This is a genomic window from Streptomyces sp. NPDC001070, from assembly GCF_053598835.1.
Window position 1 is genome coordinate 93335 of record NZ_JBSFLB010000018.1, and the last position, 26460, is coordinate 119794.

Genomic DNA, 26460 nt, shown 5'->3' on the forward strand with positions numbered 1-26460 from the left:
CGCGGCTCAGCGCCCCGGGAGCTTGACCACCGTGACGAAGAAGTCGTCGATCTGCCGGACCACCTCGATGAAGCGCTCGAAGTCCACGGGCTTGGTCACATACGCGTTGGCGTGCAGCGTGTAGCTGCGCAGGATGTCCTCCTCGGCCTCGGAGGTGGTGAGGACGACGACCGGGATGGTGCACAGGTCGGGGTCGGCCTTGATCTCGGCGAGCACCTGACGGCCGTCGAACCGCGGCAGGTTGAGGTCGAGCAGGATCAGCCCGGGGCGCGGCGCGCCGGCGTGGGCGCCGCGCCGGTTGAGGAAGTCCAGGGCCTCCTCGCCGTCCCGTACGACGTGCAGGACGTTGCGGACCTTGTTCTCCTGGAACGCCTCACGGGTCATCAGTTCGTCGCCGGGGTCGTCCTCGACGAGCAGGACGATGATCGGTTCCGACTCTTGCAGGTTCACGCGGACCCTTCCTCCGGGGCGGGATCCCGCTCGGCGGCTGCCGGCAGGCTGAAGCGGATGCGGGTGCCCTCGGGTTGCCCGGGATCGAGCCGGATCCGGCCGCCGTGGTACTCGACGATCTTCTTGCACAGCGCGAGTCCGATACCGGTGCCACCGTAGGTGTCCCGGCTGTGCAGGCGCTGGACACCCCGAGGGCGGCCGGTACCAGGACGATCCAGCCCTGGACGGTCAGCCGCGCGCGGGCGGCGGTCATGAGGAGGCGCCCCAGGTGAGGTGGACCACGGCCACGTCGTCGTCCAGGCCGCCGTGGTCGGCGGCGAGGGCCTCGGCGCGGGCGATCAGCGTGTCGACGAACTCCGACGCGGGCAGCGTCGCGTGCTGCCTGGCCAGCGCGAGGAGGCCGTCCTCGCCGAGCCGTCCCCGGTCGGTGCGGCCCTCGAAGAGCCCGTCGGTGAAGAGCATCAGGGACTGGCCGGGGCGCACCTCCAGCCGGCCCTCCGGCCACTGCCCCACGCCGGGCACCACGCCGAGGGCGGGGCCGCCGGGCGGCTCGGTGTACTCGACGGTGCCGTCGGGGGCCAGGCTGAGCAGACCGTGGTGCCCGGCCCGCCAGACCCGGGCCGTACGGCGGTCGGGGGCGAGGGTGAGGATGGTGGCGGTCGCGAAGATCTCGGGGGCGGCCCGCTCGGCCACCAGCACCTGTTCCAGCAGGGCGAGCTGCCGCGCGCCCTCGACCCCGGTGAGGACGAGGGTGCGCCAGGCGATGCGCAGTCCGACGCCGAGCGCGGCCTCGTCGGGCCCGTGCCCCGAGACGTCGCCGATGAGGGTGTGGACGACACCCTCGGCGGTCTCCACGACGTCGTAGAAGTCGCCGCCGAGCAGCGAGTCGGCCCGCCCCGGGCGGTACCGGGGGGTGACCGTGACGTCCTTGGTGCGCAGCATGGGCAGCGGGAGCAGGCCGCGCTCCAGACGGGCGTTCTCCTGCGCGCGCATCTGGCTGGCCCGCAGGGCGACGGCGGCTCGTTCGGCCTGCTTGCGTTCGACGGCGTAGCGCAGCGCACGGCCGAGGAGTTCGCCCTCGACGCGGCCCTTGACCAGGTAGTCCTGGGCGCCGGCGGAGAGCGCGGCGAGGCCCGTCCGCTCCTCGGCCAGACCGGTCAGCACGACGACGGCCGCCCGGTCGGTGAGCGACAGCGCCCGGCCGAGGGCGTCGAGGCCCTGGCCGTCGGGCAGGTGCAGGTCGAGCAGGACGCAGTCGGCCGGGCGGGCGGCCAGTTCGGTACCGGCCTCGGCCAGCGTGCGCACCCAGCGCAGCTCGACGGGCACCCCGCTGTCGGCGACGAGTTCCTCGACGAGAAGCGCGTCCCCCGCGTCGTCCTCGACGAGGAGGACGTCGAGCCGTCTGCGTCTGTCGTCGCCCTGTCTGGGGATCACGCCCTCGGGCGGCGTCAGGGTGTTGCCTTCCACATCGTCTCCCCACCCCTGCGGTGCCCCAGGCGGGGCGATGGGATCGTACGCGAACGGCACCCTGGCCGGGTGCCCTTTGCGACAGTGCCGATCATCCTCGACCATTGCCGTTCGGCAACAGTGTTCGAACGCAACAATTGCATGGAGGAGGGCCCGGAAGCGAACGGGCCCCGGCGGAGGCCGAGGGGGTCCGGGGCGACTAGGCGCTGTGGGTACGGCCGCCGGGGAGCGGCCGCACGGCACCGAGCCCTGTCGCCTCCGCGGCGGAGCGGAACGCGGTCAGCCCCTCCAGCAGTGCGCGCCGGGCCCGTTCGGGCATCGCGGCCACGACCGTCGCCAGCTCCCGCTCCCTGCGCTCCCGCAGCTCGGCCAGGAAGGCGGCGCCGCGCGGTGTGAGCCACAGGCACACCTCCCGGCGCGAGGTCGGGCTGGTGTCCCTGGTCAGGTACCCCACCGCCTGCAGGCGGTCGCACAGCCTGCTCACCGCCGGCGGGGCGGCGCCCAGCGCGTCGCACAGGGTCCGCAGGTTGATCCCCTCGTTGCCCTCCAGCGCGAACAGCAGGCGCAACTGCGAGGGCGGTACGGGCGGGTCACCCGCGTCGCGGCCGCGGCCCCACAGCACCTCCAGTGCCTCGACCACGGACGCCGCCGCGGCCACGGCTGCGTCCCGCTGGGATCCGGCGGTGGCGGGCAAGGCGACCTCCTCGCGGCGCGCCGCCCGCGGGGTCACACCGGCGAGCGGGTAGAGGAATACAGGACAGGGTGCGCCGGACGGCGCACCACCACGCTAACCGACCCAGCCCCTCGCCCAAAGAAGGACCGTCCCGACCCGGTGAACCCCAACGCCCCGCTCGCCGCCGAACGCGCCCTGCGCGGATCGGCGCCCCATGACCTCCCCGCCGCCCTCACCGACGTCCTGCGCACCCACTGCGCGGCCGTCTCCGTGGAGCTCCTGCTCGCCGACTACGGCCTCGCCGTGCTCCAGCCGGTCTCCGCGCCGGAGCCCGCCGACGCGGCCGTGCCCGTCGCGGGAACCCCCGAGGGCCGGGCCTTCGGCGCCCAGCAGCCCTTCGCCGAGGCGACGGCCGGTGACCGCGTGCGGCTGCACCTGCCGGTGAGCGTGCGCGGCGACCGGATCGGTGTGCTGAGTGTCACGCTGCCCGGTGAGCCGTCACCGGAGGAGGTCCGGGACTTCGCGGAGATCGCGGAGATCCTGGGCCACCACATCCTGGTGGCCGACCGCGACACCGACCGCTTCCTGCGTGCCCGCCGCCGGGACCGGCTCACCCTCGCCGCGGAGATGCAGTGGGAGTTGCTGCCCGGGCGCGCGTGCGCCCGCGACGAGTACGCGCTCGGTGCCCAACTGGAGCCCGCGTACGACATCCACGGCGACAATTTCGACTGGTCGGCCTCCGAGCGGGATCTCACACTGACCGTCACCAACGGCATGGGCCAGGGCATCGAGGCCGCCCTGCTCACGAGCCTCACCGTCAACGCGCTGCGCAACGCCCGGCGGGCCGGCATCCCCCTCGCCGACCAGGCGGCCCTCGCCGACCAGGCCGTCTTCGCCCGGTACCGGGGCGAGCAGTACGTATCGGTGCTGCTGATGCGCTTCGATCTGGCGACCGGCGCGGTCGAGGTGGTCGACGCCGGGTCGCCGCGCGTGTACCGGCTGCGCGGATCGACGGTGGAGGCGATCGGCTTCGAGGCGCAGCTGCCGCTGGGCATGTTCGAGGACACCCCGTACGTGCCCCAGCGGTTCGAGGTGGCATCCGGCGACCGGCTCCTCGTGGTCAGTGACGGGGTGTACGAGACCGCCTCACCGACCGGTGAGTCGTACGGTGAACGGGCGCTGGCCCGCGCGATGCTGACCACCCGGCTGCTTCCGGCCGCTGACGTGCCGCGGGCGGTCCTGGGCGAACTCCCGGGCCACCGCGTACTGCCGGAGGCCGCGGACGACGCGCTGGCGGTGTGCCTGGACTGGCGTTGAACCGCGGGGGGTGGCTTGCCCGCTGACCGGAGATGGGGAAGACTCTTGCCGCACAGCAACTGTTTCCCCGCCAGCCGTCGTCCAGGTACGAGAGGGTGACCGGAGCGGGCCACGCGGTCCCACAGGGCCTCGGCCTCGCTCCTACCGCATTGTGACGTCTCTCCCGCCTCCACGCTCACCGGTCGCTCGAACGCAGGGCTCGGGCACCTCCACCCGGATCGGGCAGCGGGTGCTGCGCGCGCTGGTCGAGTCGCTGACCGAGACCGCCGTGGTGGTGTGCGACCGCGCGGGGGTGATCAGGGCGGTGAACGCCGTCATCACCTCCTGGGCACCGGAGTTGGCCGCGGGCCTCCGGCTCGCCGACGCCGCCCCCGGATGGCTGTCGGCGGCGGACGCCGCCGGCGAGCCCACCGCGCACGGCGGCGTCGGATGCCGTCAGGTGACGGCACGCCGCGCGGATCTGCCGGGCGGGCACCACGCCTGGTACCTCACCGACGTGACGGACGCCCGCAGCGCGGACCGCGAACTGCGGCTGGCGCACGGCCGTACGGAGTTCCTCGCCGAGGCCTCCGCCCGGCTGCTCTCCTCGCTCAACCTGCGCAAGTGCGTGGCCGCCGCGGCAGAACTGGCCGCGTCGCGGCTCGCGGACGCCGCGGTGGTCGTCACCCCGCCCGACCGGCGCCGGCTGCGGCTGACCCGTGCCGTCGCCGGACGCCCGGGTGTGGAGGAGTGCGCCCTGTCCGCCGACCCGGCCGAGGTGCCCGGGCTGGTGGAGGCACTGTCCGGATTCCCTCCCGTGCCGTCCCGCTGGATCGACCCCGCGCAGGCCCCGCAGTGGGTGGTCCCCGAGGACTTCGGCGCACCGGTGTCGCTGCTGGTGACGCCGCTGCCGGGCAACGGGGTCCCGGCGGGGGCGCTCATCCTGATGCGGCGCGACGGAGACCCCTTCACCGTGGAGGAGGAGACCTTCGCCCGGGTCTTCGCCGCCCGGGCCGGCGCCGCCATCTCGGCCTCCGTCCTCTACACCGAACAGGCGCGCAGCGCCGCCCTGCTCCAGGAGGACCTGCTGCCGCCGCGCCTCGAGCCCATCGGGGGCACGGAGGTCGCGGGCTCCTACCGGCCGGCCCGCGAGACGCTGCGCATCGGCGGGGACTTCTACGACGCCTACCCGGCGCGGGACTCCGACGGGGAGAGCACCGTGGTGCTGGGTGACGTGTGCGGCAAGGGTCTGGAGGCCGCCGTCCTCACCGGCAAGATCCGCAACACCCTCAGTGCGCTGCGCCTGGTCGAGACCGACCACGTGCGGCTGCTGACGCTGCTCAACCACGCGCTGCTCAACACCTCCCACGCCCGCTTCGCCACCATGGTGCTGGCCGGCGTCACCCCGATGGGCCACGGCCAGGTGCGGCTGCGGCTCACCGCGGGCGGTCATCCGGCGCCGCTCATCCTGCGGGCCTCCGGCGAGGTGGAGGAGGCCGAGACGTCCGGCACGCTGATCGGGGCGGTCCCCGTCGTGCGGGCCACCACCTTCACCACGGTGCTGCAGCCCGGCGAGAGCTGCCTGCTCTACTCGGACGGCGTCACCGAGGCCCGCGGCGGGGTGTCGGGCCGTGAGTTCTTCGGCTCCGAACGCCTGAAGCTGACGATGGCCGGCTGTGTCGGCATGCCGGTGGAGGCGCTCGTCGAGCACGTGGAGATGCGCACCACCGAATGGCTCGGCGACCGCCCCCACGACGACATCGCGCTGGTCGGCGTGGCCGCCCCCCGCGGCACCCATCTGAGTGCGGTGGACGGCCAGGGACGGGGCAGGTTCACCGGATGAGCACCCTGAGCACCCGCCCGTCACCGGCCGGTTCGGCGGAGGAGCGCGCGGACGCCCTGTTCACCGCCATCGCGAGCGGCGACGAGTACGCGGCCGTGGCCCTGGTCGATGCCGCCGTGCGCGACGGCGTCCCTCCGGAACGCATACTGCAGGAGGTCATCGCGCCCGCGCAGCGGCGGATCGGCGGGGAGTGGGCGGCGGGCCGGATCACCGTGGGGCAGGAGCACGCGGCGACCGCGATCAGCGAACGTGCCATCGCCGCGCTCACCGGCGCCCCGGCCGACCGGCGTTCCTCGCCGCCGGTGGGGCGCGTGGTGGTCGCCTGCGTGGACGGCGAGTGGCACACGATGCCCGCGCGGCTGGTCGCGGAGACCCTGCGGCTGCGCGGCTGGCACGTCGACTTCCTCGGCGCCCACGTCCCGGCGCAGCATCTGGTGGCGCATCTGCACGCGACCGGGCCCGACGCCGTGGCGCTGAGCTCGTCGCTCACCGTACGGCTGCCCAGGGCGCACGCCACGATCACCGCGTGCCAGGCGGCGGGCGTGGCGGTGCTCGCCGGCGGCCGGGGCTTCGGCCCCGACGGCCGGTACGCGCTGCAACTGGGCGCGGACGCCTGGGCGGCGGACGCCTCGGCCGCGGCCGATCGGCTGTCCCGGAGCTGGCCGCCCGTGGTTCGGCAGCCGCACGAGTGGGCGACCCGTCCCGCGGACGACGAGTACACCCTGGTGGGGAGGGCGAGATCGCGGCTCGTCGCCGAGACCATGGCGGCGCTTCCCGGCGTCGTCCCGGCGAGCCGTTCGTACACGCAGCGCCAACTGGACCACACCGCCGAGGACCTGGGCCACATCGCCGACCACCTGTCGGCCGCCCTGTACGTCGACGACGCGGATCTCTTCACCGACTTCCTTGTCTGGACCGCGCGGATCCTCACCGCCCGCGGCGTTCCCGCGGCGGCGCTGACCGTGAGCCTGGAGCTGATGGCCACGACGCTGCGCGACTTCCCCAGGGCGCTCGCGCTGCTCGCGTCGGGCGTCACGGCGATCCGACGAACACAGGAGGCGACCGGTCCGGAGCGACCGGCGAACACCGCATGACGCAGCCGCACCTTCCGCCCCTGCACCTGAGCGTCGACCGCCCCGGCACCGGCACGGTGGTCCTCCATGTCACCGGCGACCTCGACCACGAGACCGCGCCGGACCTGCTGGACGCCGTGACGGACGTACTGGCCGAGGGCGGCCCGCCCCCCGACGTGGTCCTGGACCTGTCGGGCGTCTGCGTGTGCGACTCCTCGGGGCTGTCGGCACTGATCGTCGCCCTCCGCAGGACGACGGCCGCCGGCACGGCCCTGCGGCTCGTCTCCCTGCCGCCCCCGCTGCTGCGGGTCATCAAGGTGACGGGGCTGGAGGACCACTTCGCGGACGCCCTGGGCTCGGGCCCGGACTCGCGCCGCCCGGCCGGTTCGTGACATCGGCGGAACCTCCCCCCGGTACCCGCCTGTTGCGGGCACGGGGCGCGCCGCCCGGGCGTCCGCGGCCCGTCCGGATCACCGCCCTCGGCCGGAGCGCCCACCGGGCCGTCGACGGGTGCGGTGGCCGATCTTGTCCGCCGTCCGCTCCGGCTGCGGACCGTGACCGGTCATACTGGTGGCATGACCAGCGCGGCGAGGCAGAGAGCGAGATCCGGCGCATGACGCAGTCCCCCGCCCGGCAGACCGCGCCGGCGGCCGACGAGCCGCGCCTGACGGTGGACGAGCTCGCGGCACGGTCCGGAACGACGGTCCGCACCATCCGCTTCTACAGCGCCAAGGGGCTGCTGCCGCCGCCGGAACTGGGGACCCGGCGGGTCGGGCTGTACGGGCCGGACCACCTCGCACGGCTGGCCCTGATCGAGGAGTTGCAGCGGCAGGGGCTGACGCTGGCCGCGATCGGCCGCTACCTCGACCAGCTGCCCGCCGACATCACGCCCGAGGACCTCGCGCTGCACCGGGCGCTGGTGGCGACATGGATGCCGGACGCCGCGGAGGAGGTGGCCCGCGACAGGCTGGAGCAGCGGGCGGGTCGTCCGCTGAGCGGCCACGACCTGGACCGGCTCGCCGCCATGGGCGTCCTGCATCCCACGGCCGAGCCCGGCGTCCTCCTGGTGAACCCGGCGCTGCTGCACCTGGGCGTACGTCTGCTGGACGTGCCGATCCCGCTGGAGACGCTGCTCGCCACCCGGGAGATCGTGCTCAAGCACGCCCGCGCGGTCGCCCACGAGCTGCACCGGCTGTTCCAGCAGGAGGTGTGGCAGCCGTACGTGGCCGGGCGCCCCGCGCCCGAGGAGCGCGCGCGGATGCGCAGGCTCACCGACGACCTCCAGCCGATGGTCGTCCAGGCCCTGGTCACCGCATTCCAGCGGTCGCTCGCCGAGGAGCTGCGGGCCACCGCCGCCGGGCTCGGCGACCGGGCACGCGGGGAGGACTGAGGCGGCACGACGACGCCGCGGCCCCCGGGTGCCCGGGGACCGCGGCGTGGTGGGCGTACGGGTCAGCCGTCGCTGAAGGTCTCGCCGCGTTCGGCCTTCCGCACGAGCAGCTCCGGCGCCGCGAAGCGCTCGCCGTACGCGGCCCTCAGCTCCTCGGCGCGGGCGAGGAAGCCGGCCGGGCCGCCGGGGTAGCCGTTGATGTACTGCAGGACGCCGCCGGTCCAGGCGGGGAAGCCGATGCCGAGGATGGAGCCGATGTTGGCGTCGGCGACAGAGGTCAGGACGTTCTCCTCCAGACAGCGGACGGAGTCCAGGGCCTCGGCGAAGAGCATGCGCTCCTTGAGGTCCTCGAACGGGACGGCCGCCGCCTCGGGCCTGGTGAAGTGCTCGCGCAGTCCGGGCCACAGGCCCGCCCGCCTGCCGTCGGCGTAGTCGTAGAAGCCGGCGCCGCCGCTGCGGCCGGGGCGGCCGAACTCCTCGACCATGCGGTCGATGACGGTGTCGGCGGGGTGCGGCTGCCAGGTGCCGCCGGCCTCCTCCACCGCGCGCCGCGACTCGTTGCGGATCTTGCGGGGCAGGGTGAGGGTCAGCTCGTCCATCAGGGAGAGCACCTTGGCCGGGTAGCCGGCCTGGGCTGCGGCCTGCTCGACGGTGGCGGGGTCGATGCCCTCGCCGACCATGGCGACGCCCTCGTTGATGAAGTGCCCGATGACGCGCGAGGTGAAGAAGCCGCGCGAGTCGTTGACGACGATCGGCGTCTTGCGGATCTGGCGGACCAGGTCGAAGGCGCGGGCCAGCGCCTCGTCGCCGGTGCGGGCGCCCTTGATGATCTCGACCAGCGGCATCTTGTCGACCGGCGAGAAGAAGTGCAGGCCGATGAAGTCCTCGCGGCGCTGGACGCCCTCGGCGAGCACGGTGATGGGGAGGGTGGAGGTGTTGGAGCACAGCAGCGCGTCGGGGGCGACGATGCCCTCGATCTCCTGGAACACCTTGTGCTTCAGTGCCGGGTCCTCGAAGACCGCCTCGATGACGGCGTCGCAGCCCGCCAGGTCCTGAGGGTCGGCGGTGGGGTGGATCCGGGCGAGCAGCGCGTCCCGCTTCTCCTGCGTCGTACGGCCCCTGGCCAGGGCCTTGTCGAGGAGACCGGCGGAGTACGCCTTGCCGCGCTCGGCCGCCTCGGCGGTGACGTCCTTGAGGACGACGTCGATGCCGGCCCTGGCGCAGGAGTAGGCGATGCCGGCGCCCATCATGCCGGCGCCGAGGACGGCGACCTTGGTGACGGTGCGCGCGGGAATGTCCTTCGGGCGGCTGGCACCGGAGTTGACGGCCTGCATGTCGAAGAAGAACGCCTGGATCATGTTCTTCGCGATCGGGCCGGTCACCAACTCGGTGAAGTAGCGGGCCTCGATGGTGAACGCGGTGTCGATGTCCACCTGGGCGCTCTCCACGGCGGTGGCCAGGATGTTGCGCTGCGCCGGGTAGGGGGCGCCGGCGAGCTGCTTCTTCAGGTTGGCGGGGAACGCCGGCAGGTTCGCGGCGAAGGCGGGGGTGCTGGGGGTGCCGCCGGGGATGCGGTGGCCCTTGGTGTCCCAGGGCTGCGCGGACTCGGGGTGCGCGTCGATGAAGGCACGCGCCTTGGCGAGCATCTCGTCGCGGTCGGCGGCCACTTCGTGGACCAGACCGTTCTCCAGCGCCCGCTTCGGGTCGTACTGCGTGCCCTGGAGGAGCACCTTGAGGAGCGCGTCGGTGATGCCGAGCAGCCGCACGGTGCGGACCACTCCCCCACCGCCCGGCAGCAGGCCGAGCGTCGCCTCGGGCAGGCCGATCCTGGAGCCGGGCGCGTCGAGCGCGACCCGGTGGTGGCAGGCCAGGGCGATCTCGTAACCGCCGCCCAGCGCGGCGCCGTTGATGGCGGCGACGACGGGCTTGCCGAGGGTCTCGATGCGGCGCAGGTCGCGCTTGATCGCCATGCCGGCCTCGAAGATCTGCGGGGCGTCCTCGGGCCCGGCCTTGATCATGTCCTTGAGGTCGCCGCCGGCGAAGAAGGTCTTCTTGGCGGAGGTGACGATGACGCCGCGGACGGATTCGCGCTCGGCCTCGAGGCGGTCGGCGACGGCCCGCAGGGAGTCCCTGAAGGCCTGGTTCATGGTGTTGGCGGACTGGTTGGGGTCGTCGAGGACGAGGGTGACGACCCCGGTCTCGCCCTGTTCCCAGCGGATGGTGGTGTTCGTCGGAAGAACGGTCATGTTCGGTCGGCTCCGTTGCGGGATGATCGGGACGGGGACTGACAGCGAGGCCGGTCAGAGGCGCTCGACGACGGTGGCGATGCCCATGCCGCCGCCGACGCACAGCGTGGCGAGTCCGTACCGCTGGTCGCGGCGCTCCAGTTCGTCGATCAGGGTGCCCAGGATCATGGCGCCGGTGGCGCCGAGGGGGTGGCCGAGCGCGATGGCGCCGCCGTTGACGTTGACCTTGTCGTGGCTCAGGCCCATGTCGCGCATGAAGCGCAGCACGACGGCGGCGAAGGCCTCGTTGATCTCGACGAGGTCGATGTCGTCGATGGTCAGCCCGGCCTTGGCGAGCGCCTTGCGGCAGGCGGGGGCGGGGCCGGTGAGCATGATGGTGGGGTCGGAGCCGGACACCGCGGCGGAGACGATGCGGGCGCGCGGGGTCAGGCCGAAGCGCTCGCCGGTCTCGCGGCTGCCGATGGCCACCAGGGCGGCGCCGTCCACGATGCCGGAGGAGTTGCCCGCGTGGTGGACGTGGTCGATCTTCTCGACCCAGTGGTACTTCTGCAGGGCGACGGCGTCGAAGCCGCCCGCCTCGCCGATCGTGGCGAAGGACGGCTTGAGCCCGGCCAGGCTCTCGGCGGTGGTGCCGGGGCGGATGTGCTCGTCGCGGTCGAGGACGACCAGGCCGTTGCGGTCGAGGACGGGGACGACGGAGCGGTCGAAGCGGCCCTCCTTCCAGGCCTCGACGGCGCGGGCCTGCGACTCGGCGGCGTAGGAGTCCACGTCGTGGCGGGTGAAGCCCTCGATGGTGGCGATGAGGTCGGCGCCGACGCCCTGGGGGACGAAGCCGGTGGTGTAGCTGGTCATCGGGTCCATCGCCCAGGCGCCGCCGTCGGAGCCCATGGGAACTCGGGACATCGACTCGACGCCGCCCGCGAGCACCAGGTCCTCCCAGCCGGAACGGACCTTGGCGGCGGCCATGTTGACGGCCTCGAGGCCGGAGGCGCAGAAGCGGTTCTCCTGGACGCCGGCCACGGTCTCGGGCAGTCCGGCGGCGATGGCGGCGGTCTTGGCGATGTCGGAGCCCTGGTCGCCGATCGGGGTCACGACGCCGAGCACGATGTCGTCGATCGCGGCCGGGTCGAGGCCGGGCAGACGGCGGCGCAGCTCGTCGATGAGCCCGGTGACCAGGTCGACGGGCTTGGTGCCGTGCAGGGAGCCGTTGGCCTTGCCGCGCCCGCGCGGGGTGCGGATGGCCTCGTAGACGTAGGCGTCGGTGCTCAACGTCGTGTGCCTTTCGATGAGGGTGTGGCTGCGGGTGACGGGCGGGACGGGATCAGCCGAGCAGTGAACGGCCGATGATCTCCTTCATGATCTCGGTGGTACCGCCGTAGATAGTCTGGATGCGTCCGTCGGCGAAGGCCTTCGCGATCGGGAACTCGGTCATGTAGCCGTAGCCGCCGTGCAGTTGCAGGCACCGGTCGGTGACCCGCTTCTGCAGCTCTGTCGCCCACCATTTGGCCATCGACGCGTGCACCGCGTCGAGCCGGCCCGCCGCGTGCTCGGTGACGCAGCGGTCGACGAAGGTGCGCGTGACGGCGCACTCGGTGGCCATCTCGGCGATCTCGAACCTTATGTGCTGGAGCCGGGCGAGCGGGCGCCCGAAGGCCTCGCGCTCCTTGACGTAGGTGGTGGTGAGGTCCAGCAGGTGCTCAGCGGCCGCCGCCGCGGCGACGGCGATCGTGAGCCGCTCCTGGGCGAGGTTGGCCATGAGGTGGAAGAAGGCCTGGTTCTCGGTGCCGAGCAGGTTCTCCTTGGGCACCCGTACGTCGTTGAAGAAGAGCTCGGCGGTGTCCTGGGCCTTCTGGCCGATCTTGTCGAGGTTGCGGCCGCGTTCGAAGCCGGGCATGCCGCGCTCGACCACGAGCAGGCTCAGGCCGCGCGCGCCGCCCTCGGGGGTGGTCCGGGCGACGACCACGACGAGGTCGGCGAGGATCCCGTTGGAGATGAAGGTCTTGGAGCCGTTGAGGAGCCAGTGGTCGCCCGCGTCGGTGGCGGTGGTGCGGATGCCCTGGAGATCCGAGCCCGCGCCGGGCTCGGTCATGGCGATGGCCGTGATGATCTCGCCGCTGCAGAAGCCCGGCAGCCAGCGGCGCTTCTGCTCCTCGGTGGCCAGTCCCGTCAGGTACGGGCCGATGATGTCGTTGTGCAGGCCGAGCGCGAGCCCGTGCGCCCCGGCGCGGGCGAACTCCTCGGCCAGGACGGCCGCGTAGCGGAAGTCCCCGGCGCCCCCGCCGCCGTACTCCTCGGGCACGGCGGGGCCCAGCAGGCCCTGGCGGCCGGCGGCCAGCCAGGCCTCCCGGTCGACGATCCCGGCCTTCTCCCAGCGCTCGTGGTGCGGCAGCACCTCCTTGGCGAGGAAGGTCCTGACGGTCTCCCGGAACGCCTCGTGCTCGGCCGCGAAGAGGTCGCGCTGCATGCTTCTGCCTGCCTTCCGCCGGTGGCCCGGCTACGGGAGCCGGTTCCCGGTCTGCTCGACGGGGGTGGGGGTGGGCGCCGTGGCCCGGGGGGCGAGCGCGGGCACGTCCCAGTCCCGGGCGACCTCCGCGGTGTGCGCCCCGGGGAGGGCGGGCGGCCGGCGGAGCGTGCCGGGAGTGGTGGAGAAGCGCGGTGCCGGAGCGGGCTGGGTGATGCCGCCGGTGTCGGTGAAGGTGGCGCGGGCGGCCAGGTGGGGGTGGGCCGCGGCCTCGGCCAGGGACAGCACCGGCGCCGTGCAGGCGTCGCTGCCCTCGAAGACCTCGGTCCACTCCTTGCGGGTACGGGACTTGAAGCACGCGGCGATCAGGGCGCGCAGTTCGTCCCAGCGCCCGAGGTCGCCCCGGTCCGGCGCGTCGCCGGGGAGGCCGAGCAGCCGGGCGAACTCCGCGTAGAAGGCGGGTTCCAGGGCGCCGACGGCCATCCAGCCGCCGTCCGCGGTCTCGTACACCGCGTAGTAGGGGCAGCCGCCGTCCAGGAGGTTGGCGCCGCGCCGGTCCTGCCAGCCGCCCGCGGCGGCCATGCCTCGGATCATCGCGCCGAGGTGGGCGACGCCGTCGACGATGGCCGCGTCGACGACCTGGCCGGTGCCGGTGGCGCGGGCGTGGTGCAGGGCGGCGAGGACGCCGGTCACCAGGTAGAGGGAGCCGCCGGCGTAGTCGCCGAGCAGATTGGCCGGGATCGCGGGCGGCCCGTCTCCCGGGCCGATCATGCCGAGGGCCCCGGCGACGGCGATGTAGTCGATGTCGTGACCGGCGCGCGGGGCGAGCGGCCCGTCCTGGCCCCAGCCGGTCATCCGGCCGTAGACCAGACGGGGGTTGCGGGCGTGGCAGTCGGCCGGCCCGACGCCGAGGCGCTCGGTGACGCCGGGGCGGTTGCCCTCCAGCAGGATGTCCGCGCGTGCGGCGAGGTCCAGCACGAGCCCGGCGCCCTCGGCGCTCTTGAGGTCGATGACCACGGAGCGCTTGTTGCGGTTGGTGACGTCGCCCGCCGGGTCGATGCCGAGCGGGGAGCCGCCGGGCCGGTCGACACGGACGACGTCGGCGCCGAGGTCCGCGAGGAGCATGGCGGCGAAGGGGGCCGGGCCGATCCCGGCCAGCTCCACCACGCGCACACCGGCGAGCGGCCCGGTGGCGGGGGCCGGTTCCCCTGGTCGCGTTCCCGCCTCGGTCATCGGGGGCCTCCGGCTTCGCAACGAGCATGACAGTATTGCTGTAACACTGGCGATGCTATGGATGCGCGATGCCGTTGACAAGGGCCGCAGGGTCCGCGGGCCGCGGTTCGTGTGAGGTTCACCGCCATGGAGGAGGCACAGTGGCAGAGGTGACGGACGTGGCGCCGCCGGACGACGGCATACGGGTGCGCGAGCTCTGGCAGGGGCTCGGCCTGCCCGGGATCGTGGACGCGCACACGCATTTCATGCCGGACCGCGTGCTGGCCAAGGTCTGGGCGTACTTCGACTCCGCCGGGCCGCTCACGGGCCGGCCGTGGCCCATCGCGTACCGGACCGACGAGGACGGGCGCGTGGCCACGCTGCGGGCGTTCGGGGTGCGCGCCTTCACCTCGATGCTCTACCCGCACAAGCCGGCGATGGCCGCCTGGCTGAACTCCTGGGCCGCCGGCTTCGCCGCCCGGACGCCGGAGTGCCTGCACACGGCGACCTTCTACCCCGAGCCGGAGGCCGCGGCATACACCCGGCAGGCGGTGGAGGCGGGCGCGCGGGTCTTCAAGTGCCACATCCAGGTCGGGGCCTTCGATCCCAACGACCCGCTGCTCGACTCCGTCTGGGGGCTGCTCGCCGAGTCCGGCGTCCCCGTCGTCACGCACTGCGGCTCGGGCCCGGTCCCCGGCCGCCACACCGGCCCCGCACCCGTCGCACGGCTGCTCGCCCGGCATCCGCGGCTGCGGCTGATCGTCGCCCACATGGGCATGCCCGAGTACGGGGCCTTCCTGGACCTCGCCGAGCGGTACGAGGGCGTGCACCTGGACACGACGATGGCGTGCACGGACTTCTGCGAGGCCGACGCGCCCTTCCCGGTCCCCGAGCGGAAGCGGCTGGCGGACCTCGGGGAGCGCGTCCTGTTCGGCAGCGACTTCCCGAACATCCCGTACTCCTATCCGCACGCCCTGGAGGCGCTCACACGGCTGGACCTGGGGGACGACTGGATGCGCGGTGTCCTGCACGGCAACGCGGTCCGGCTCTTCGGGCTCGCGGGGTGACCGCCGTGCCGCCCGCGGAACCCGGGATCCTCCTCACCCAGCGGCTCGTGCTGGAGCCGCTGGCGGTGGAGCACGCCGACGAGATGGCCGCCGTGCTCGCCGACCCGCGGCTCCACGAGTTCACCGGCGGGTCGCCGGACGACGTCCCGGGCCTGCGGGCCCGCTACGCGCGCCTCGTCGCCGGGTCCGGCGACCCTGCCGTCTCCTGGTGGAACTGGGTGATCCGGGTCCGCGCGGAGGACCGGCTCGCGGGCACCGTCCAGGCGACGGTGGCGTGGGGAGCGGCGGAGGGCACGGTCGCGGAGGTCGCCTGGGTGGTCGGCACCCCCTGGCAGGGCCGCGGCATCGCCACGGAGGCGGCCGTCGCCCTCGTCACCTGGCTCGCCGCGCTCCCCGTCGACCGTGTCATCGCCCACGTCCACCCCGCGCACCTGGCGTCCCGGTCCGTCGCCGCGGCCGCCGGGCTCACCCCCACGTCCGCCGTCGTCGACGGCGAGACCCGCTGGCAGCGGGACATCGCGGCGGCCTCCGACGCCTCACGGGGCTGATCCGCCCCGGCGAAGCGACCGGGCTCGTGCGGCGCACCGGGAGCGGCCGGCCCCGCAAGACAGGTGACGGGCCGCCGGCCCCGGCCGGGCCCTCCCCGGACCACCCCGGAGGGGCAGGTCACGGTGGGGACTGCCGTCCCGGCGTGTGGTCCCGCCCGCGCGGTACGCCCGGGCGCCGCCCAAGGCACACCGCCGAGAACCGCGAGGAGCGGTCACCGCGGCAGGCGGTTGCGGCGCCGGCGCTCCCGCACCGGCACGCGGCCCCGCCCGTGGCGTCCGCCTCACCAGCCCGCCGTGCCCGGGCCGCCCTTGAACGGGCCGGTGACGCGGGAGGTGATCCAGCCGCCGTAGAAGTCGCCGGGCTGGGGCAGGACGACCTCGCCGTCGACCGTGCACCGGCCGACGCGTGAGGGGTAGAAGGCGAGGTACCCGGCGATGTCCTCGTAGCCGGGGCGCGGGCGGGGATAGCTCCAGGCGGCGTCGCGCGAGGTCAGGCCCGCGACGACGAGGTCCCAGTGGACGGCCTGGCCCTTCCATTCGCACAGCGTCCGCCGCGCGGAGGGCCGCAGCAGGGCAGTGTCGACCGCCGACGGCGGCAGGTAGTAGACCGGCGGGTGGCTGGTCTCCAGCACGCGGAACGCCTCGCGGGTGTCGGCCACGACCACGCCCTCGTACTCGACGACCACGTGGTCGCCGACGGACTCGACGGCGGGCGGCCTCGGGTAGTCCCAGACGGACTCGCGCGGCACGCCACCGGCTGAGGCTGCGGACACCGGGCACTCCTCGGACGCGGGCGGACGGGCACCCCCCGCTTCCCGTTGTACTCCGGTACGACGACACCGACGAACCGCCAAGGGCGTCGTTGCGGGCACCGGCCCCCACCGTGATGAAGGATGTCACCGCCCGGAACATCCCCGTACGTCCCGCCGCACGTCCCCCGGAGGTACGCCCGCATGGCGCCACGTCCGCACTGGCTCTTCGGTGACCAACTGGGGCCGCACTTCCTCGACCCCGGTGTTCCCGTGGTGATGATCGAGGCGCGCTCGGTGTTCGCGCGGCGCCGGTTCCACCGGGCCAAGGCGCATCTCGTGCTGTCCGCGATGCGGCACCGCGCGGCGGAGCTCGGTGACCGTGTGCGCTACGTGCGGGCGGAGACGTATCGCGAGGGGCTGCGCGAGGCCGTCGGAACCGCCCGTGTCACGGTCTGCCGTCCGACGTCACGGGCCGCGCTGCGGCTCGTCGGGGCGCTGGACCAGGTCGAGGTGCTGCCCGATCGCGGATTCCTCGTGTCACGCGCGGAATTCGGCTCCTGGCTGGAGGGCCGCACCGGCGGACGCCTGCGGCTGGAGGACTTCTACCGCTGGGTGCGCCGCTCCCACGACCTGCTGATGGACGGCGACGAGCCGGCCGGCGGCCGCTGGAACCTGGACCACGACAACCGGGAGCCGCCGCCCCGCGGCCGGGACTCGCTCGGCGTACCGCCGCCGTGGCGGCCGCGCGAGGACGGGATCGACGAGGAGGTGCGGTGCGACCTGGACCGCTGGGAGCGCGAGGGGCGGATGCGCTTCGTGGGACGCGACGGCCCGCGACTGTTCGCGGCGACCCGGCGGGAGGCGCTGTCGGCGCTGCGCGCCTTCGTCGCCCACCGGCTGCCGGAGTTCGGGCGTTACGAGGACGCGATGCTCGCCGGCGATCCGGTCATGAGCCACAGCCTGCTGTCCGCCCCCCTCAACCTGGGCCTGCTGCATCCCGCCGAGTGCGTCGAGCGGGCGGAGCGCGCGCTGCGGTCCGCCGACGCGCCGCTGAACAGCGTGGAGGGCTTCGTCCGGCAGATCGCCGGATGGCGCGAGTACGTACAGCAGTTGTACTGGCACTTCGGCGCGGACTACCGCCACCGCAACGAACTGCGCCACCACGCCCCGCTGCCGCGCTGGTTCCTGGAGCTCGACGCGGACGCGGTGCGGGCGCGCTGCCTGTCGACGGTGCTGGCCCAGGTCCGGGACACGGGCTGGACCCACCACATCCCGCGGCTTATGGTGCTGGGCAGCCACGCACTCCAACGCGGCTGGGATCCGGACGAGTTGACGGACTGGTTCCACCGCTGCTTCGTCGACGGCCACGACTGGGTGATGGCGCCGAACGTCATCGGCATGTCCCAGTACGCGGACGGCGGATTGATGACGACCAAGCCGTACACCTCGGCGGGCGCCTACATCCACCGCATGAGCGACCTGTGCGACGGCTGTGCGTACCGGCCCGCCGAACGCACGGGCGAGCGCGCCTGTCCCTACACGACCGGCTACTGGTCCTTCGTGCACCGGCACCGGACCCTGCTGGCGGCCAACCACCGTACGGCGAGGGCGGTTCGGGGACTGGAACGGCTCGGGAACCTGCCCGAGGTCCTGGCGCGGGAGAAGGAGCGCGGGCGGCGACCTCCGTGACGGTGTGCAACCTCGGCCGTGCAGGGGGTACCCGAATTCAGATGCCCCCTGGCGACACCTACGAACGAGAGTCACCATGTCACTCTGAGTAGCGAACTCAATGCACTTCAGGCACGTATAGTTACCTGCGTCACACCAGTAACAGGGAACGGTTCGGGGCACCACGTGAGTCTCATACGTAGGGCCGCAGTTGGGCGCTGGAGCTGGTTGCCGCCCGACGCGCAGGAGTAGTGAGGAGAAGCCATGCGACCGTTCGCGCTGATTCATGCCCGGCCGGCCACACCCGAAACATTTGTCGCGCCGTACACCTACGATTCCGCCCTGCAGCTGAATGTCCTCCCCGACGGACGCCCCGTCATCAGCGACCGCGCACTGCTGCTCGCGACGGCCGCCACCGTCTCCACCGCCGGCTCCAAGACGCACTTCGACGACTGAGCACCGCGAGCCCCATGACCGTCCTGATCCTCACCTCCCCCGAGGACGTGACAGCCGACCTGGTGGTGGCGGCGCTGCACGACCTCGGGACGCCGGTGGTGCGCCTGGACCCGGCGGACCTCCCCGGCGAGGTGTCCATGTCGGCCGAGTACGTGCGCGGCGACGTGCACGGATATCTGTCGGTCCAGGAGCGCATGGTGAGCATGGACGGCCTGCGCTCGATCTGGATCCGAAGACCCGGCACACCCGGCGCGGGAGCCTCGGAGCAGTCCGCGTGGCTGACCGCCGAGGCCGGCGGGGCACTGTACGGGGCGCTGCGCTGCGTGCGGGCACGCTGGATGAACCACCCGGCCGCCGCGGCGCAGGCCCGTTACAAACCATGGCAGTTGTTCACCGCGCACCACTCCGGGTTCGCGGTGCCCGCCACGTTGATCACCACATTTCCGCAGGCGGCGCGGGAGTTCGCCGAGCAGCATCCGCAGCTGGTCGTCAAGTCCGTCTCCGGCATGCACCCGGGAGATCCGCCGATGGCACTGCCGACCACGCTGGTCGCCCCGGACGCCGACTTCTCCGCGGTGGCCGCCGGGCCGACGCTGCTGCAGCAGTACATACGCAAGACCGCGGACATCCGGCTCACCTGCGTGGGGACGGCACTGTTCGCGGCCCGCAAGAAGTCGGGCCCCGGCCAGGTCGACGGGCGGTTCGGCAGCCCCGAGGACGCCGACTGGGAGCCCGTCGAGCCGCCTGCCCGCATCGCCCGCTCCGTGCGGTCGTACATGGCCGCGGCCGGACTCGCCTACGGGGCCTTCGACTTCGCCGAGGACGACGACGGCGCGTGGTGGTTCCTGGAGTGCAACCAGGGCGGGCAGTTCGGCTTCATCGAGCTGGCGACGGGCCAGCCCATCACCGCGGCCATCGCGGGCTGGCTGGCCGGCGGTCAGGACTCGCGGACGCCCCACGGGGAGCCGTAGGAGGTCAGCAGGTCGAGGAAGGGGCGCGGTGCGAAGGCCTCGGGGCCGAGGACGCCGCTGCCCGTCCAGGTGCCGGCGGCCATCAGCTCAAGGGCCACCACGGGGTTGACGGCGGTCTGCCAGACGACGGCCTGCGAACCGTACTCGCGCATCGACCACTGGTTGTCGACGACGTGGTACAGGTACACCTCGCGCGGCCGGCCGTCCTTGGTGCCCTTCACCCACGTCCCGGCGCAGGTCTTGCCGTGCATGCGCTCTCCGAGGGCCGCCGGGTCCGGCAGGCAGGCGGCCACGACGTCGCGCGGGCTGACCCGGGCCGCGCCCAGGTCGCTCCTCACCGCGACGGGGTCGGTTCTGTCCAGGCCCAGCTGGTGCAGGGTCTTGAGGGTGCCGATGAACTCCTCCCCCAGGCCGTACTTGAAGGTGACGCGCCGGGCGTCGACCCAGCGCGGCATCAGCAGCACCTCCTCGTGCTCGACATTGACGCAACTGACGGGGCCGATGCCCTCGGGGAAGTCGAAGACCTCCGGCTCGCTGAAGGGCGCGGTCGTGAACCAGCCGCGCCCGGCCTCGTAGACCACGGGCGGGTTGAGGCACTCCTCGATCGTGGTCCAGATGCTGAACGACGGGGCAAAGTCGTAGCCGTCGACGGTCAGGTTCGCGCCGTCGCGCACCCCGATCTCCTCGATCGCGTCGAACAGCTCGTCGGCCGCGTAGCGGGCGAAGACGTCGGACAGTCCCGGCTCGACGCCCATGCCGACCAGGGCAAGCCGTCCGGCCTTCTCCCACTCGGCGGCCCGCTCGAACTGGGCGTCGCCGAGCTTGACCCCGCACTCCTCGTACGGGCGCTCCGGATGCGGGTGGGAGAGCGACATCGCCATGTCGAGGTAGTCGGCCCCGGCCGCGAGGGCGGCGCCGAACAGCGGCATCACGAAGCGCGGGTCGGTGGCGTTGAGCAGGACGTCGCAGCGCCGCTCGGTGAGCAGCGCGGTGACCGCCGCCTCGTCGGTGGCGTCGACGCGGGCCGCGGAGAACCGGCCGCGCCCTTCGTCGCCGGCGGCGGCGCCGTCGACGGCCGCCTGGGCGCGGGCGAGGTCGTAGTCGGCGACGACCATGGCCTCGAAGAACGAGCGGCGGGCGGCGATCCGGGTGATCGCGGTACCCACCCCGCCGGCTCCCACAAGCAGTACACGCATGGCTGACAACTCTCCGTTCCGAGACGGTGGCGCCTCTGCCAGGGATGAAACGCCGCCCCGCGACTTATGGTCAATGGTGTTGGCATAAGGTCCGGGCAACGGCAAGGGAGGGCGCGGTGCCCAAGAAGGTCATCCAGGAGGCGGCACGCCGGCGGCGCCGCCCCACCAGGAGCGGAGCGGTGCTGTCGCACCGGCTGATCGTCGACACCGCGTTGCGGATGCTGCGCGAGCACGGTTCCGCGGGGCTGACCGTACGGCGGCTGGGCACGGCGCTCGGCGCCGATCCGAGCACGCTGTACCGCTACTTCCGCGGCATGGACGACCTGACCCTGGCGATCGCCGACGACCTGATGGGCCGGGCCATGGACGGCTGGCGGCCCACCGGCGACTGGCGCGCCGACCTGCGCGACCTGGGGCGGCGCGTCCACACGGCGTACCTCGCCCACCCGCAGGCGGCGGTGCTCACCGCCAGCCGGGTCTCCGGCCGGGCCCACGAGACGGCGGCCGACGAGGCCGTCCTCGGGATCCTGCGCACGGCCGGTTTCCGCGACCCCGCCGCGGTGGCGATCTACCAGGCCTTCATCGACCAGGCCCTGGCCTTCGCCGCGCTCGACGCGGCCACCCTGGCCCTCCCGGAGGCCGCCCGGGCCGCCGACCGGGACGTCTGGCGGGAGACGTACGCGCGGCTGCCGGCGCGGACCCACCCGCACATCGCGGCGACCGCCGAGCTGCTGGTCGCCCGCATGAACCGCAGCGCCTACCCCACCGCCCTGGACATGCTCCTGGACAGCGCCTCGGCCCGGCTGGCGGCGGCGCGGGAGGGGTGAGGGCCCCCGTGCGCTGCCCGCGACCGGACGCGTCGCGGGCCGTCACGGGCCCGGACGCTCACATCGGGTTCACCTGACCTCCGCATACTGGGGGGCGGACCCGCCAGTCACCTGGGCGGGTCCTGGTACGACGATGCGAGTGGGGTGGATGCGGCGTGCGGGTGCTGGTCGTGGAGGACGAGGAGATGCTTGCGGACGCGATAGCCGAGGGACTGCGGCAGGAGGCGTTCGCGGTCGATGTCGTCCATGACGGCGAGGCGGCGCTGGAGCGGCTGTCGGTCAACGAGTACGACGTGATGGTCCTGGACCGCGATCTTCCGAAGCTGCACGGCGACGAGGTGTGCCGGCGCACCGCCGCCGACGGGGCCGATGTGCGGATCCTGATGCTGACCGTGTCGACGACGGTCGCCGAACGCGTGGCCGGGCTGAGCCTCGGCGCGGACGACTACCTGGTCAAACCGTTCGCCTTCGCGGAGCTGGTGGCCAGGATCCGGGCGCTCGGCCGCCGGGTGCGGCCGCCCGCCCCGCCGGTGCTGGAGCGCGCGGGGATCCGCCTCGACCCGCACCTGCGGGAGACCTACCGCGACGGCCGCTTCGTGTCGCTGTCGCGCAAGGAGTTCGCGGTGCTGGAGGAACTGCTGCGCGCCCAGGGCGGCCCGGTGTCGGCCGAGTCGCTGCTGGAGCGGGTGTGGGACGAGAACATCGACCCGTTCACGACGATCGTCCGGGTCACCATCCGGGGGCTGCGGCGCAAGCTGGGCGATCCGGGGGTCGTGGAGACCGTCACGGGAGTGGGGTACCGGATCCGATGAGCACCGTGACCGCCGCCCCGTCCGGCCGCGTCTGGCGCGGCAGCCTGCGTGTGCAGCTGACCGCCGTCTTCGGACTGCTGTTCTTCGTCGCCGCCACCGCCGTGCTGGCCGGATCGCTGATCCTGGTGCGCAACAGCATGCGCTACAGCCTCGACCTCGCCTTCGACCCCGCCGTGTTCCCCATATCGAACGAGATGACGAAGACCGTCATCATGGACTCGATGGAGAAGAACCTGCTGACCAAGGGCGGGATCACGGTCCTGGTGGTGGGTGTCCTCGCCACGACGGCCGGGTGGCTGGCCGCGGGCCGGCTGCTGCGTCCGCTCAACCGGATCACCTCCACCGCCGAGCGCATCGCCGGCCGCACCCTGCACCGCCGAATCGCCCTGGAGATGCCGCCCGGCGAGGTCAAGCGGCTGGCCGACTCCTTCGACCGGATGCTGGACCGGCTGGACGGCGCCTTCGCCGGTCAGGAACGGTTCATCGCCAACGCGGCGCACGAGCTGAAGACACCGCTGGTGATCAACCGCACCCTTGTCGAGGTCGCCATGAACCGGCCCGGCGCCCCGTCGGAACTGCTGCGGCTCGGCGAGAACCTGCTGGCGGTCAACGCCCGCCACGAGCGTCTGATCGACGCCCTGCTCACCCTCGCCCGGGCCGAGGACGCGCTGACCGACCGCGTCCCGCTCGACCTGGCCGATGTGTGCGAGGCCGTCGTCACCGCCGCCGGGCCGGAAGCCGACCGGCAACAGGTGCGGCTGGAGAGCGAGTTGGGTCCGGCCGCCACGGTCGGCGACCCGATCCTGCTGGAACAGCTGGTCCGCAACCTCGTCGACAACGCCGTCCGCTACAACGAGACCGGCGGCCTCGTCCGCGTCACCACCGTCCACGACCGGCGCGGCCCGCGGGTGGTCGTCGCCAACACCGGCGCCGTGATCTCCGCGCACGAGATCCCCGTGCTCTTCGAACCGTTCCGCCGGCTCACCGACCGCGTGGGCTCCGCGCGCGGCAGCGGTCTCGGCCTGTCGATCGTACGGGCCGTGGCGCAGGCGCACGGGGGTGACGTGACGGCGGAACCGCGTCCCGGGGGCGGGCTGACGGTGACCGTCGCGTTGCCCGCCCAGCATGGCCGCACCGGTGTGAGGGCAGCGTGAGCTCCGGCGCTCACCGCTGATTCACGCGCCGCCGTGTGGAGTTCGGCGCATGAAACACCGTCGGACGAACAAGCGCAGGGCGAGGAAACCCAGGTGGCGCGTGATCGTGCCGCGGCTCGTGGTCCTCGGGTTGTGCGCCGGGGGGCTGTGCGCGGTGCTGGCCCAGCAGAACGCCCGTGAGCAGGCCGTCACCGCGTCCGCCGAGCGCGGGCCGTCCGCCCCGGCCGCGCCGGGCCCCCCGCCCGGCGCCGTGAGCCCGGCACCCGGCGGCGCGCGGGCGACGCCCTCCACCGCACCGCCGACGCCGCGGCGCAGCAGCCCGTCCCCCGCGCCCACCCGTGTGCCGCAGCACGGCGACGGCAGGTTCACCAGGGCCCCCGGCGGCTCGCGGACGATCGGCCACGGCACTCCCCTGCGGTACGGCGTGGAGGTCGAGCACGGCTCCGGCTACAGCGCCGCGTCCGTGGCCGCGGAGGTCGACCGCATACTCGCCGGCGAGCGCGGCTGGACGAGGAGCGGGGCCGCCTTCCGCCGCGTGGCCGAACCGCCCTTCGACTTCCTCGTACGGCTGGCGACACCGGACACCACGGACGCGCTGTGCGCCGTGTACGGCCTGGACACCGGTGGCGAGGTCAACTGCAGCGGGGGCAAGGACGTCGTGGTCAACCTCAAGCGCTGGGTGCTGCTGAGCCCGTACTACGAGGGCCGGCCGGCCGAATACCACGCGCTGATCGTCAACCACGAGGTGGGCCACCGCCTCGGCCGCGGCCACCGGGGCTGCCCCGGCCCGGGGCGGCCCGCCCCCGCGATGATGCAGCAGATCAAGGGCCTGCACGGCTGCACTCCCAACGCCTGGCCGTACGACTCCCACGGGCGGCTGATCACCGGCCCGGCGCTCCGGTGACCGGGCGGGTGGCGCAACTCTTCGGCGCCATGGACGTCGAGGGTGAGGGGCTGCACGCCCTGGAACAGGGTGCCGAGAGCGCGGGCGAGGAGGAGGAGGAGGAGGAGGAGGAGGAGCGGTCCGGCCCGGCGCCGGAACCGGAGCAGACGCGCGCCTGACCCGCCACGCCCTTCCGCGCGACCGGCCACCCGGCCCGCCGCCCCGTCGGCCCACCGGCCCCGCCGCGTTCTGCGGCGGGGCCGGCGTCTGAGTAGCGTGGGCCCCGGCCCGTACGACACCCGTACGGCCCGCGAAGGGACGGCACACGGTGCAGCAGGAATCGCCGGACTCGGCGGACTTCCCCGCCCGCGCCGCGCCCGGCGCACGGGACCTGGCGGCGCTGGACGAGCGGCTGACCGGATGCCGGGCCTGCCCGCGGCTGGTCGCCTGGCGTGAGGAGACCGCACGGGTCCGGCGCCGCGCCTACGCCGGGTGGGAGTACTGGGCCCGCCCCGTGCCGGGTTTCGGCCCGCCCGACGCCGCGCTGGCCCTCGTCGGGCTGGCACCCGCCGCGCACGGCGGCAACCGCACCGGCCGGATGTTCACCGGGGACCGCTCGGGCGACGTGCTGTTCGAGGCGCTGCACGCCGTCGGTCTGGCCTCCCAGCCCGCCTCCACCGAGCGCGGCGACGGCCTGGAACTGTACGGGGTGCGGGTGACCGCACCCGTCCACTGCGCCCCGCCCGCCAACAAGCCCACCCCGCAGGAGCGGCTGAACTGCCGTCCGTGGCTCGTCCGGGAACTGGAGCTGCTGCAACCCACGCTGCGGGCGATCGTCGTCCTCGGCGCGTTCGGCTGGCAGGCGCTGCTGCCCGTGCTCGACGGCGCGGGGTACCGGCTCCCGCGCCCGCTGCCCCGGTTCGGGCACAGCGCGCACGTGGAGCTGGCGGCCCCGGCGGAGGGCGGGCCGCCGCTGCACCTGTACGGCTGCTACCACGTCAGCCAGCAGAACACCTTCACCGGCCGGCTCACCCCCGCCATGCTGCGCGAGGTCCTGGCCGCGGCCGCCGCCCGGGCCGGGCTGCCGGCGGTCCGCTGAGGATCAGCGCGCGGCGCGCACGATCGCGCCGGCGACCGCGGGCAGCGAGTCCGGGTGGTCCGTCAGGAACAGATTGGGCTCGATGAGCTCCAGTTCCATCACGCGGGGGGTGCCGTCCTCGTCGTCGACCAGGTCCACCCGGGCGTACAGCAGTTCAGGCGTGCCCGGCACGGCGGCCAGTGCCCGCTCGGCGGCGGCCAGTTCCGCATCGGTCGGGGTCCAGGGGCGTACCCCGGGGTGGGCGACCTTGCGCTGGTCGTAGCGCGTGCCGGGAGACAGCACGGCGTTCTTGGCGATGGCGTGCAGGAAGCGGCCGCCGAGGAAGACCAGGGCCCGCTCGCCGGTGGTGTCGATGCGCGGCATGTACGGCTGGACCATCGCGGTGAGGCCCTCACCGTGCATCCGCGCGACGTGCGCCCGCGCCTCCTCGTGCTGCTCGGGGCGGTAGCGCGCGGCATAGCGGGCACCGGCACCCGCGGCGGGCTTGATCACGTACTCGTGGTCGCCGGGGAGCTCGTCCGTGCGGCCCGGCGGCAGATAGCGGGTGGTCACCGCGGGGACGCCGAGGGAGGCGAGCTCGCCGAGGTAGCGCTTGTCGGAGTTCCAGCGCACGACCCCCGCAGGATTGAGCAGCGTGGTGACGGCACCGCAGCGGTCGGCCCAGGCCAGGAACTCCTCCGAGCGCCAGGTGTAGTCCCAGGTGGAGCGGATGACCGCCAGGTCGAAGGCCGCCCAGTCGACGGCCGGGTCGTCCCAGTGCACGACCGCGGGCTCCGCGCCCGCCTCGGCTACGGCGTCCCGCAGCAGCGGCAGGTCGCGGTCGACGGCGCCCTCCGGGAGGTTCGCGGTCGTCACCAGGGCGATCCTCGGCTGCGGCACGGGGGCTCCTCGGGGTGGTGCGGGGGAGGACTCGAGT

Annotated in this window: 25 protein-coding genes and 2 pseudogenes; 16 read left to right on the plus strand and 11 right to left on the minus strand. The window is 73.6% G+C overall.

Annotated features, from left to right (window positions below; translation table 11 throughout):
* Positions 1-6: 6 nt before the first annotated feature.
* The 4 genes and pseudogenes from ACWDAS_RS22550 to ACWDAS_RS22565 all read right to left on the minus strand — a co-directional run bounded on the left by ACWDAS_RS22550 (position 7) and on the right by ACWDAS_RS22565 (position 2611).
* Positions 7-450 carry a response regulator gene (locus ACWDAS_RS22550; protein ID WP_450393674.1) on the minus strand — a complete coding sequence of 148 codons (444 nt, stop codon included), beginning with the start codon at positions 448-450 and terminating at the stop codon, positions 7-9.
* A pseudogene (locus ACWDAS_RS22555) lies at positions 447-632 on the minus strand (ATP-binding protein); the annotation flags it as partial. The pseudogene ACWDAS_RS22555 and the gene ACWDAS_RS22550, both read right to left, overlap by 4 nt.
* A 67-nt stretch (positions 633-699) precedes the next feature.
* Positions 700-1902 (minus strand): PP2C family protein-serine/threonine phosphatase, encoded by a 1203-nt coding sequence (locus ACWDAS_RS22560; RefSeq protein WP_450393899.1) that lies wholly within the window; start codon positions 1900-1902, stop codon positions 700-702.
* A 214-nt stretch (positions 1903-2116) separates the two neighbouring features.
* Positions 2117-2611 (minus strand): MarR family winged helix-turn-helix transcriptional regulator, encoded by a 495-nt coding sequence (locus tag ACWDAS_RS22565; protein WP_450393677.1) that lies wholly within the window; start codon positions 2609-2611, stop codon positions 2117-2119.
* 138 nt (positions 2612-2749) lie between these two features.
* Between ACWDAS_RS22565 and ACWDAS_RS22570 the strand changes: the two genes are divergently transcribed.
* The 5 genes from ACWDAS_RS22570 to ACWDAS_RS22590 all read left to right on the plus strand — a co-directional run bounded on the left by ACWDAS_RS22570 (position 2750) and on the right by ACWDAS_RS22590 (position 8192).
* Positions 2750-3907 carry a PP2C family protein-serine/threonine phosphatase gene (locus tag ACWDAS_RS22570; RefSeq protein ID WP_450393680.1) on the plus strand — a complete coding sequence of 386 codons (1158 nt, stop codon included), beginning with the start codon at positions 2750-2752 and terminating at the stop codon, positions 3905-3907.
* 229 nt (positions 3908-4136) lie between these two features.
* Positions 4137-5729, plus strand: coding sequence for a SpoIIE family protein phosphatase (locus ACWDAS_RS22575; protein ID WP_450393683.1), 1593 nt, complete (start codon positions 4137-4139; stop codon positions 5727-5729).
* Entirely contained in the window at positions 5726-6823 is a 1098-nt protein-coding gene (locus ACWDAS_RS22580; RefSeq protein ID WP_450393687.1) for a cobalamin B12-binding domain-containing protein, read from the plus strand. Before ACWDAS_RS22575 ends, ACWDAS_RS22580 begins: the two co-directional genes overlap by 4 nt.
* Positions 6820-7194, plus strand: a complete 375-nt coding sequence (locus ACWDAS_RS22585) for an STAS domain-containing protein (RefSeq protein ID WP_450393690.1) — start codon at positions 6820-6822, stop codon at positions 7192-7194. The genes ACWDAS_RS22580 and ACWDAS_RS22585 overlap by 4 nt, the downstream gene beginning before the upstream one ends.
* A gap of 221 nt (positions 7195-7415) precedes the next feature.
* Positions 7416-8192 (plus strand): MerR family transcriptional regulator, encoded by a 777-nt coding sequence (locus ACWDAS_RS22590; RefSeq protein ID WP_450393693.1) that lies wholly within the window; start codon positions 7416-7418, stop codon positions 8190-8192.
* A gap of 62 nt (positions 8193-8254) precedes the next feature.
* Here the strand turns inward: ACWDAS_RS22590 and ACWDAS_RS22595 are convergent, their stop codons facing one another.
* From ACWDAS_RS22595 to ACWDAS_RS22610, 4 genes are read right to left on the minus strand one after another with little or no spacing between them, the layout of a single operon-like run.
* A complete protein-coding gene (locus tag ACWDAS_RS22595) occupies positions 8255-10438 on the minus strand; it encodes a 3-hydroxyacyl-CoA dehydrogenase NAD-binding domain-containing protein (protein ID WP_450393696.1) in 2184 nt (727 codons plus the stop codon).
* Positions 10439-10492: 54 nt separating this feature from the next.
* Positions 10493-11707, minus strand: coding sequence for an acetyl-CoA C-acetyltransferase (locus tag ACWDAS_RS22600; RefSeq protein WP_450393699.1), 1215 nt, complete (start codon positions 11705-11707; stop codon positions 10493-10495).
* Between the two features lie 52 nt (positions 11708-11759).
* The gene (locus ACWDAS_RS22605; RefSeq protein WP_450393702.1) at positions 11760-12902 is read right to left on the minus strand and encodes an acyl-CoA dehydrogenase family protein; all 1143 of its coding nucleotides are present in this window, start codon (positions 12900-12902) and stop codon (positions 11760-11762) included.
* Positions 12903-12932: 30 nt separating this feature from the next.
* A complete protein-coding gene (locus tag ACWDAS_RS22610; RefSeq protein WP_450393705.1) occupies positions 12933-14132 on the minus strand; it encodes a CaiB/BaiF CoA transferase family protein in 1200 nt (399 codons plus the stop codon).
* A 140-nt stretch (positions 14133-14272) separates the two neighbouring features.
* Between ACWDAS_RS22610 and ACWDAS_RS22615 the strand changes: the two genes are divergently transcribed.
* Together ACWDAS_RS22615 and ACWDAS_RS22620 are read left to right on the plus strand one after the other, a co-directional pair.
* On the plus strand, positions 14273-15178 hold the full coding sequence (locus tag ACWDAS_RS22615; protein WP_450393708.1) for an amidohydrolase family protein: 906 nt from the start codon (positions 14273-14275) through the stop codon (positions 15176-15178).
* A gap of 53 nt (positions 15179-15231) precedes the next feature.
* Positions 15232-15726: pseudogene (locus ACWDAS_RS22620) on the plus strand (GNAT family N-acetyltransferase); the annotation flags it as partial.
* Between the two features lie 281 nt (positions 15727-16007).
* On the opposite strand, the gene ACWDAS_RS22625 reads toward ACWDAS_RS22620, so the two are convergent.
* The gene (locus ACWDAS_RS22625; protein ID WP_450393710.1) at positions 16008-16499 is read right to left on the minus strand and encodes a DUF427 domain-containing protein; all 492 of its coding nucleotides are present in this window, start codon (positions 16497-16499) and stop codon (positions 16008-16010) included.
* 180 nt (positions 16500-16679) lie between these two features.
* Between ACWDAS_RS22625 and ACWDAS_RS22630 the strand changes: the two genes are divergently transcribed.
* From ACWDAS_RS22630 to tgmB, 3 genes are all read left to right on the plus strand, one after another.
* The gene (locus ACWDAS_RS22630) at positions 16680-18167 is read left to right on the plus strand and encodes a cryptochrome/photolyase family protein (protein WP_450393712.1); all 1488 of its coding nucleotides are present in this window, start codon (positions 16680-16682) and stop codon (positions 18165-18167) included.
* A gap of 243 nt (positions 18168-18410) precedes the next feature.
* A complete protein-coding gene (tgmA, locus tag ACWDAS_RS22635) occupies positions 18411-18602 on the plus strand; it encodes a putative ATP-grasp-modified RiPP (protein ID WP_450393715.1) in 192 nt (63 codons plus the stop codon).
* Between the two features lie 14 nt (positions 18603-18616).
* Entirely contained in the window at positions 18617-19573 is a 957-nt protein-coding gene (tgmB, locus tag ACWDAS_RS22640) for an ATP-grasp ribosomal peptide maturase (RefSeq protein ID WP_450393718.1), read from the plus strand.
* Here tgmB and ACWDAS_RS22645 read toward each other — a convergent pair.
* Positions 19540-20769, minus strand: a complete 1230-nt coding sequence (locus ACWDAS_RS22645; protein ID WP_450393721.1) for a saccharopine dehydrogenase family protein — start codon at positions 20767-20769, stop codon at positions 19540-19542. The two genes, tgmB and ACWDAS_RS22645, sit on opposite strands and share 34 nt — an antisense overlap.
* Before the next feature lie 116 nt (positions 20770-20885).
* Here ACWDAS_RS22645 and ACWDAS_RS22650 point away from each other — a divergent pair, with 116 nt between their 5' ends.
* The 6 genes from ACWDAS_RS22650 to ACWDAS_RS22675 all read left to right on the plus strand — a co-directional run bounded on the left by ACWDAS_RS22650 (position 20886) and on the right by ACWDAS_RS22675 (position 25544).
* Positions 20886-21596, plus strand: a complete 711-nt coding sequence (locus ACWDAS_RS22650) for a TetR/AcrR family transcriptional regulator (protein ID WP_450393724.1) — start codon at positions 20886-20888, stop codon at positions 21594-21596.
* A gap of 155 nt (positions 21597-21751) precedes the next feature.
* Positions 21752-22408, plus strand: coding sequence for a response regulator transcription factor (locus tag ACWDAS_RS22655; protein WP_450393727.1), 657 nt, complete (start codon positions 21752-21754; stop codon positions 22406-22408).
* Entirely contained in the window at positions 22405-23562 is a 1158-nt protein-coding gene (locus ACWDAS_RS22660; RefSeq protein WP_450393730.1) for a sensor histidine kinase, read from the plus strand. Before ACWDAS_RS22655 ends, ACWDAS_RS22660 begins: the two co-directional genes overlap by 4 nt.
* A 100-nt stretch (positions 23563-23662) precedes the next feature.
* On the plus strand, positions 23663-24466 hold the full coding sequence (locus tag ACWDAS_RS22665) for a DUF3152 domain-containing protein (protein WP_450393733.1): 804 nt from the start codon (positions 23663-23665) through the stop codon (positions 24464-24466).
* Between the two features lie 8 nt (positions 24467-24474).
* Positions 24475-24624, plus strand: a complete 150-nt coding sequence (locus ACWDAS_RS22670) for a hypothetical protein (protein WP_450393736.1) — start codon at positions 24475-24477, stop codon at positions 24622-24624.
* 149 nt (positions 24625-24773) lie between these two features.
* Positions 24774-25544: a uracil-DNA glycosylase gene (locus tag ACWDAS_RS22675; RefSeq protein WP_450393738.1), complete on the plus strand. Its 771-nt coding sequence runs from the start codon at positions 24774-24776 to the stop codon at positions 25542-25544.
* 3 nt (positions 25545-25547) lie between these two features.
* Here ACWDAS_RS22675 and ACWDAS_RS22680 read toward each other — a convergent pair whose 3' ends face one another.
* Entirely contained in the window at positions 25548-26423 is an 876-nt protein-coding gene (locus ACWDAS_RS22680) for an ATP-grasp domain-containing protein (protein ID WP_450393741.1), read from the minus strand.
* Positions 26424-26460: the final 37 nt, after the last annotated feature.

What these genes read in the sequence shown, in the direction of transcription:
- ACWDAS_RS22605 (WP_450393702.1), bottom strand. Translation starts at nt 12,902, where the DNA reads ATGCAGCGCGACCTCTTCGCGGCCGAGCACGAGGCGTTCCGGGAGACC.
- tgmA (WP_450393715.1), top strand. Translation starts at nt 18,411, where the DNA reads ATGCGACCGTTCGCGCTGATTCATGCCCGGCCGGCCACACCCGAAACA.
- ACWDAS_RS22610 (WP_450393705.1), bottom strand. Translation starts at nt 14,132, where the DNA reads ATGACCGAGGCGGGAACGCGACCAGGGGAACCGGCCCCCGCCACCGGG.
- ACWDAS_RS22580 (WP_450393687.1), top strand. Translation starts at nt 5,726, where the DNA reads ATGAGCACCCTGAGCACCCGCCCGTCACCGGCCGGTTCGGCGGAGGAG.
- ACWDAS_RS22660 (WP_450393730.1), top strand. Translation starts at nt 22,405, where the DNA reads ATGAGCACCGTGACCGCCGCCCCGTCCGGCCGCGTCTGGCGCGGCAGC.
- ACWDAS_RS22585 (WP_450393690.1), top strand. Translation starts at nt 6,820, where the DNA reads ATGACGCAGCCGCACCTTCCGCCCCTGCACCTGAGCGTCGACCGCCCC.
- ACWDAS_RS22595 (WP_450393696.1), bottom strand. Translation starts at nt 10,438, where the DNA reads ATGACCGTTCTTCCGACGAACACCACCATCCGCTGGGAACAGGGCGAG.
- ACWDAS_RS22630 (WP_450393712.1), top strand. Translation starts at nt 16,680, where the DNA reads ATGGCGCCACGTCCGCACTGGCTCTTCGGTGACCAACTGGGGCCGCAC.
- tgmB (WP_450393718.1), top strand. Translation starts at nt 18,617, where the DNA reads ATGACCGTCCTGATCCTCACCTCCCCCGAGGACGTGACAGCCGACCTG.
- ACWDAS_RS22590 (WP_450393693.1), top strand. Translation starts at nt 7,416, where the DNA reads ATGACGCAGTCCCCCGCCCGGCAGACCGCGCCGGCGGCCGACGAGCCG.
- ACWDAS_RS22645 (WP_450393721.1), bottom strand. Translation starts at nt 20,769, where the DNA reads ATGCGTGTACTGCTTGTGGGAGCCGGCGGGGTGGGTACCGCGATCACC.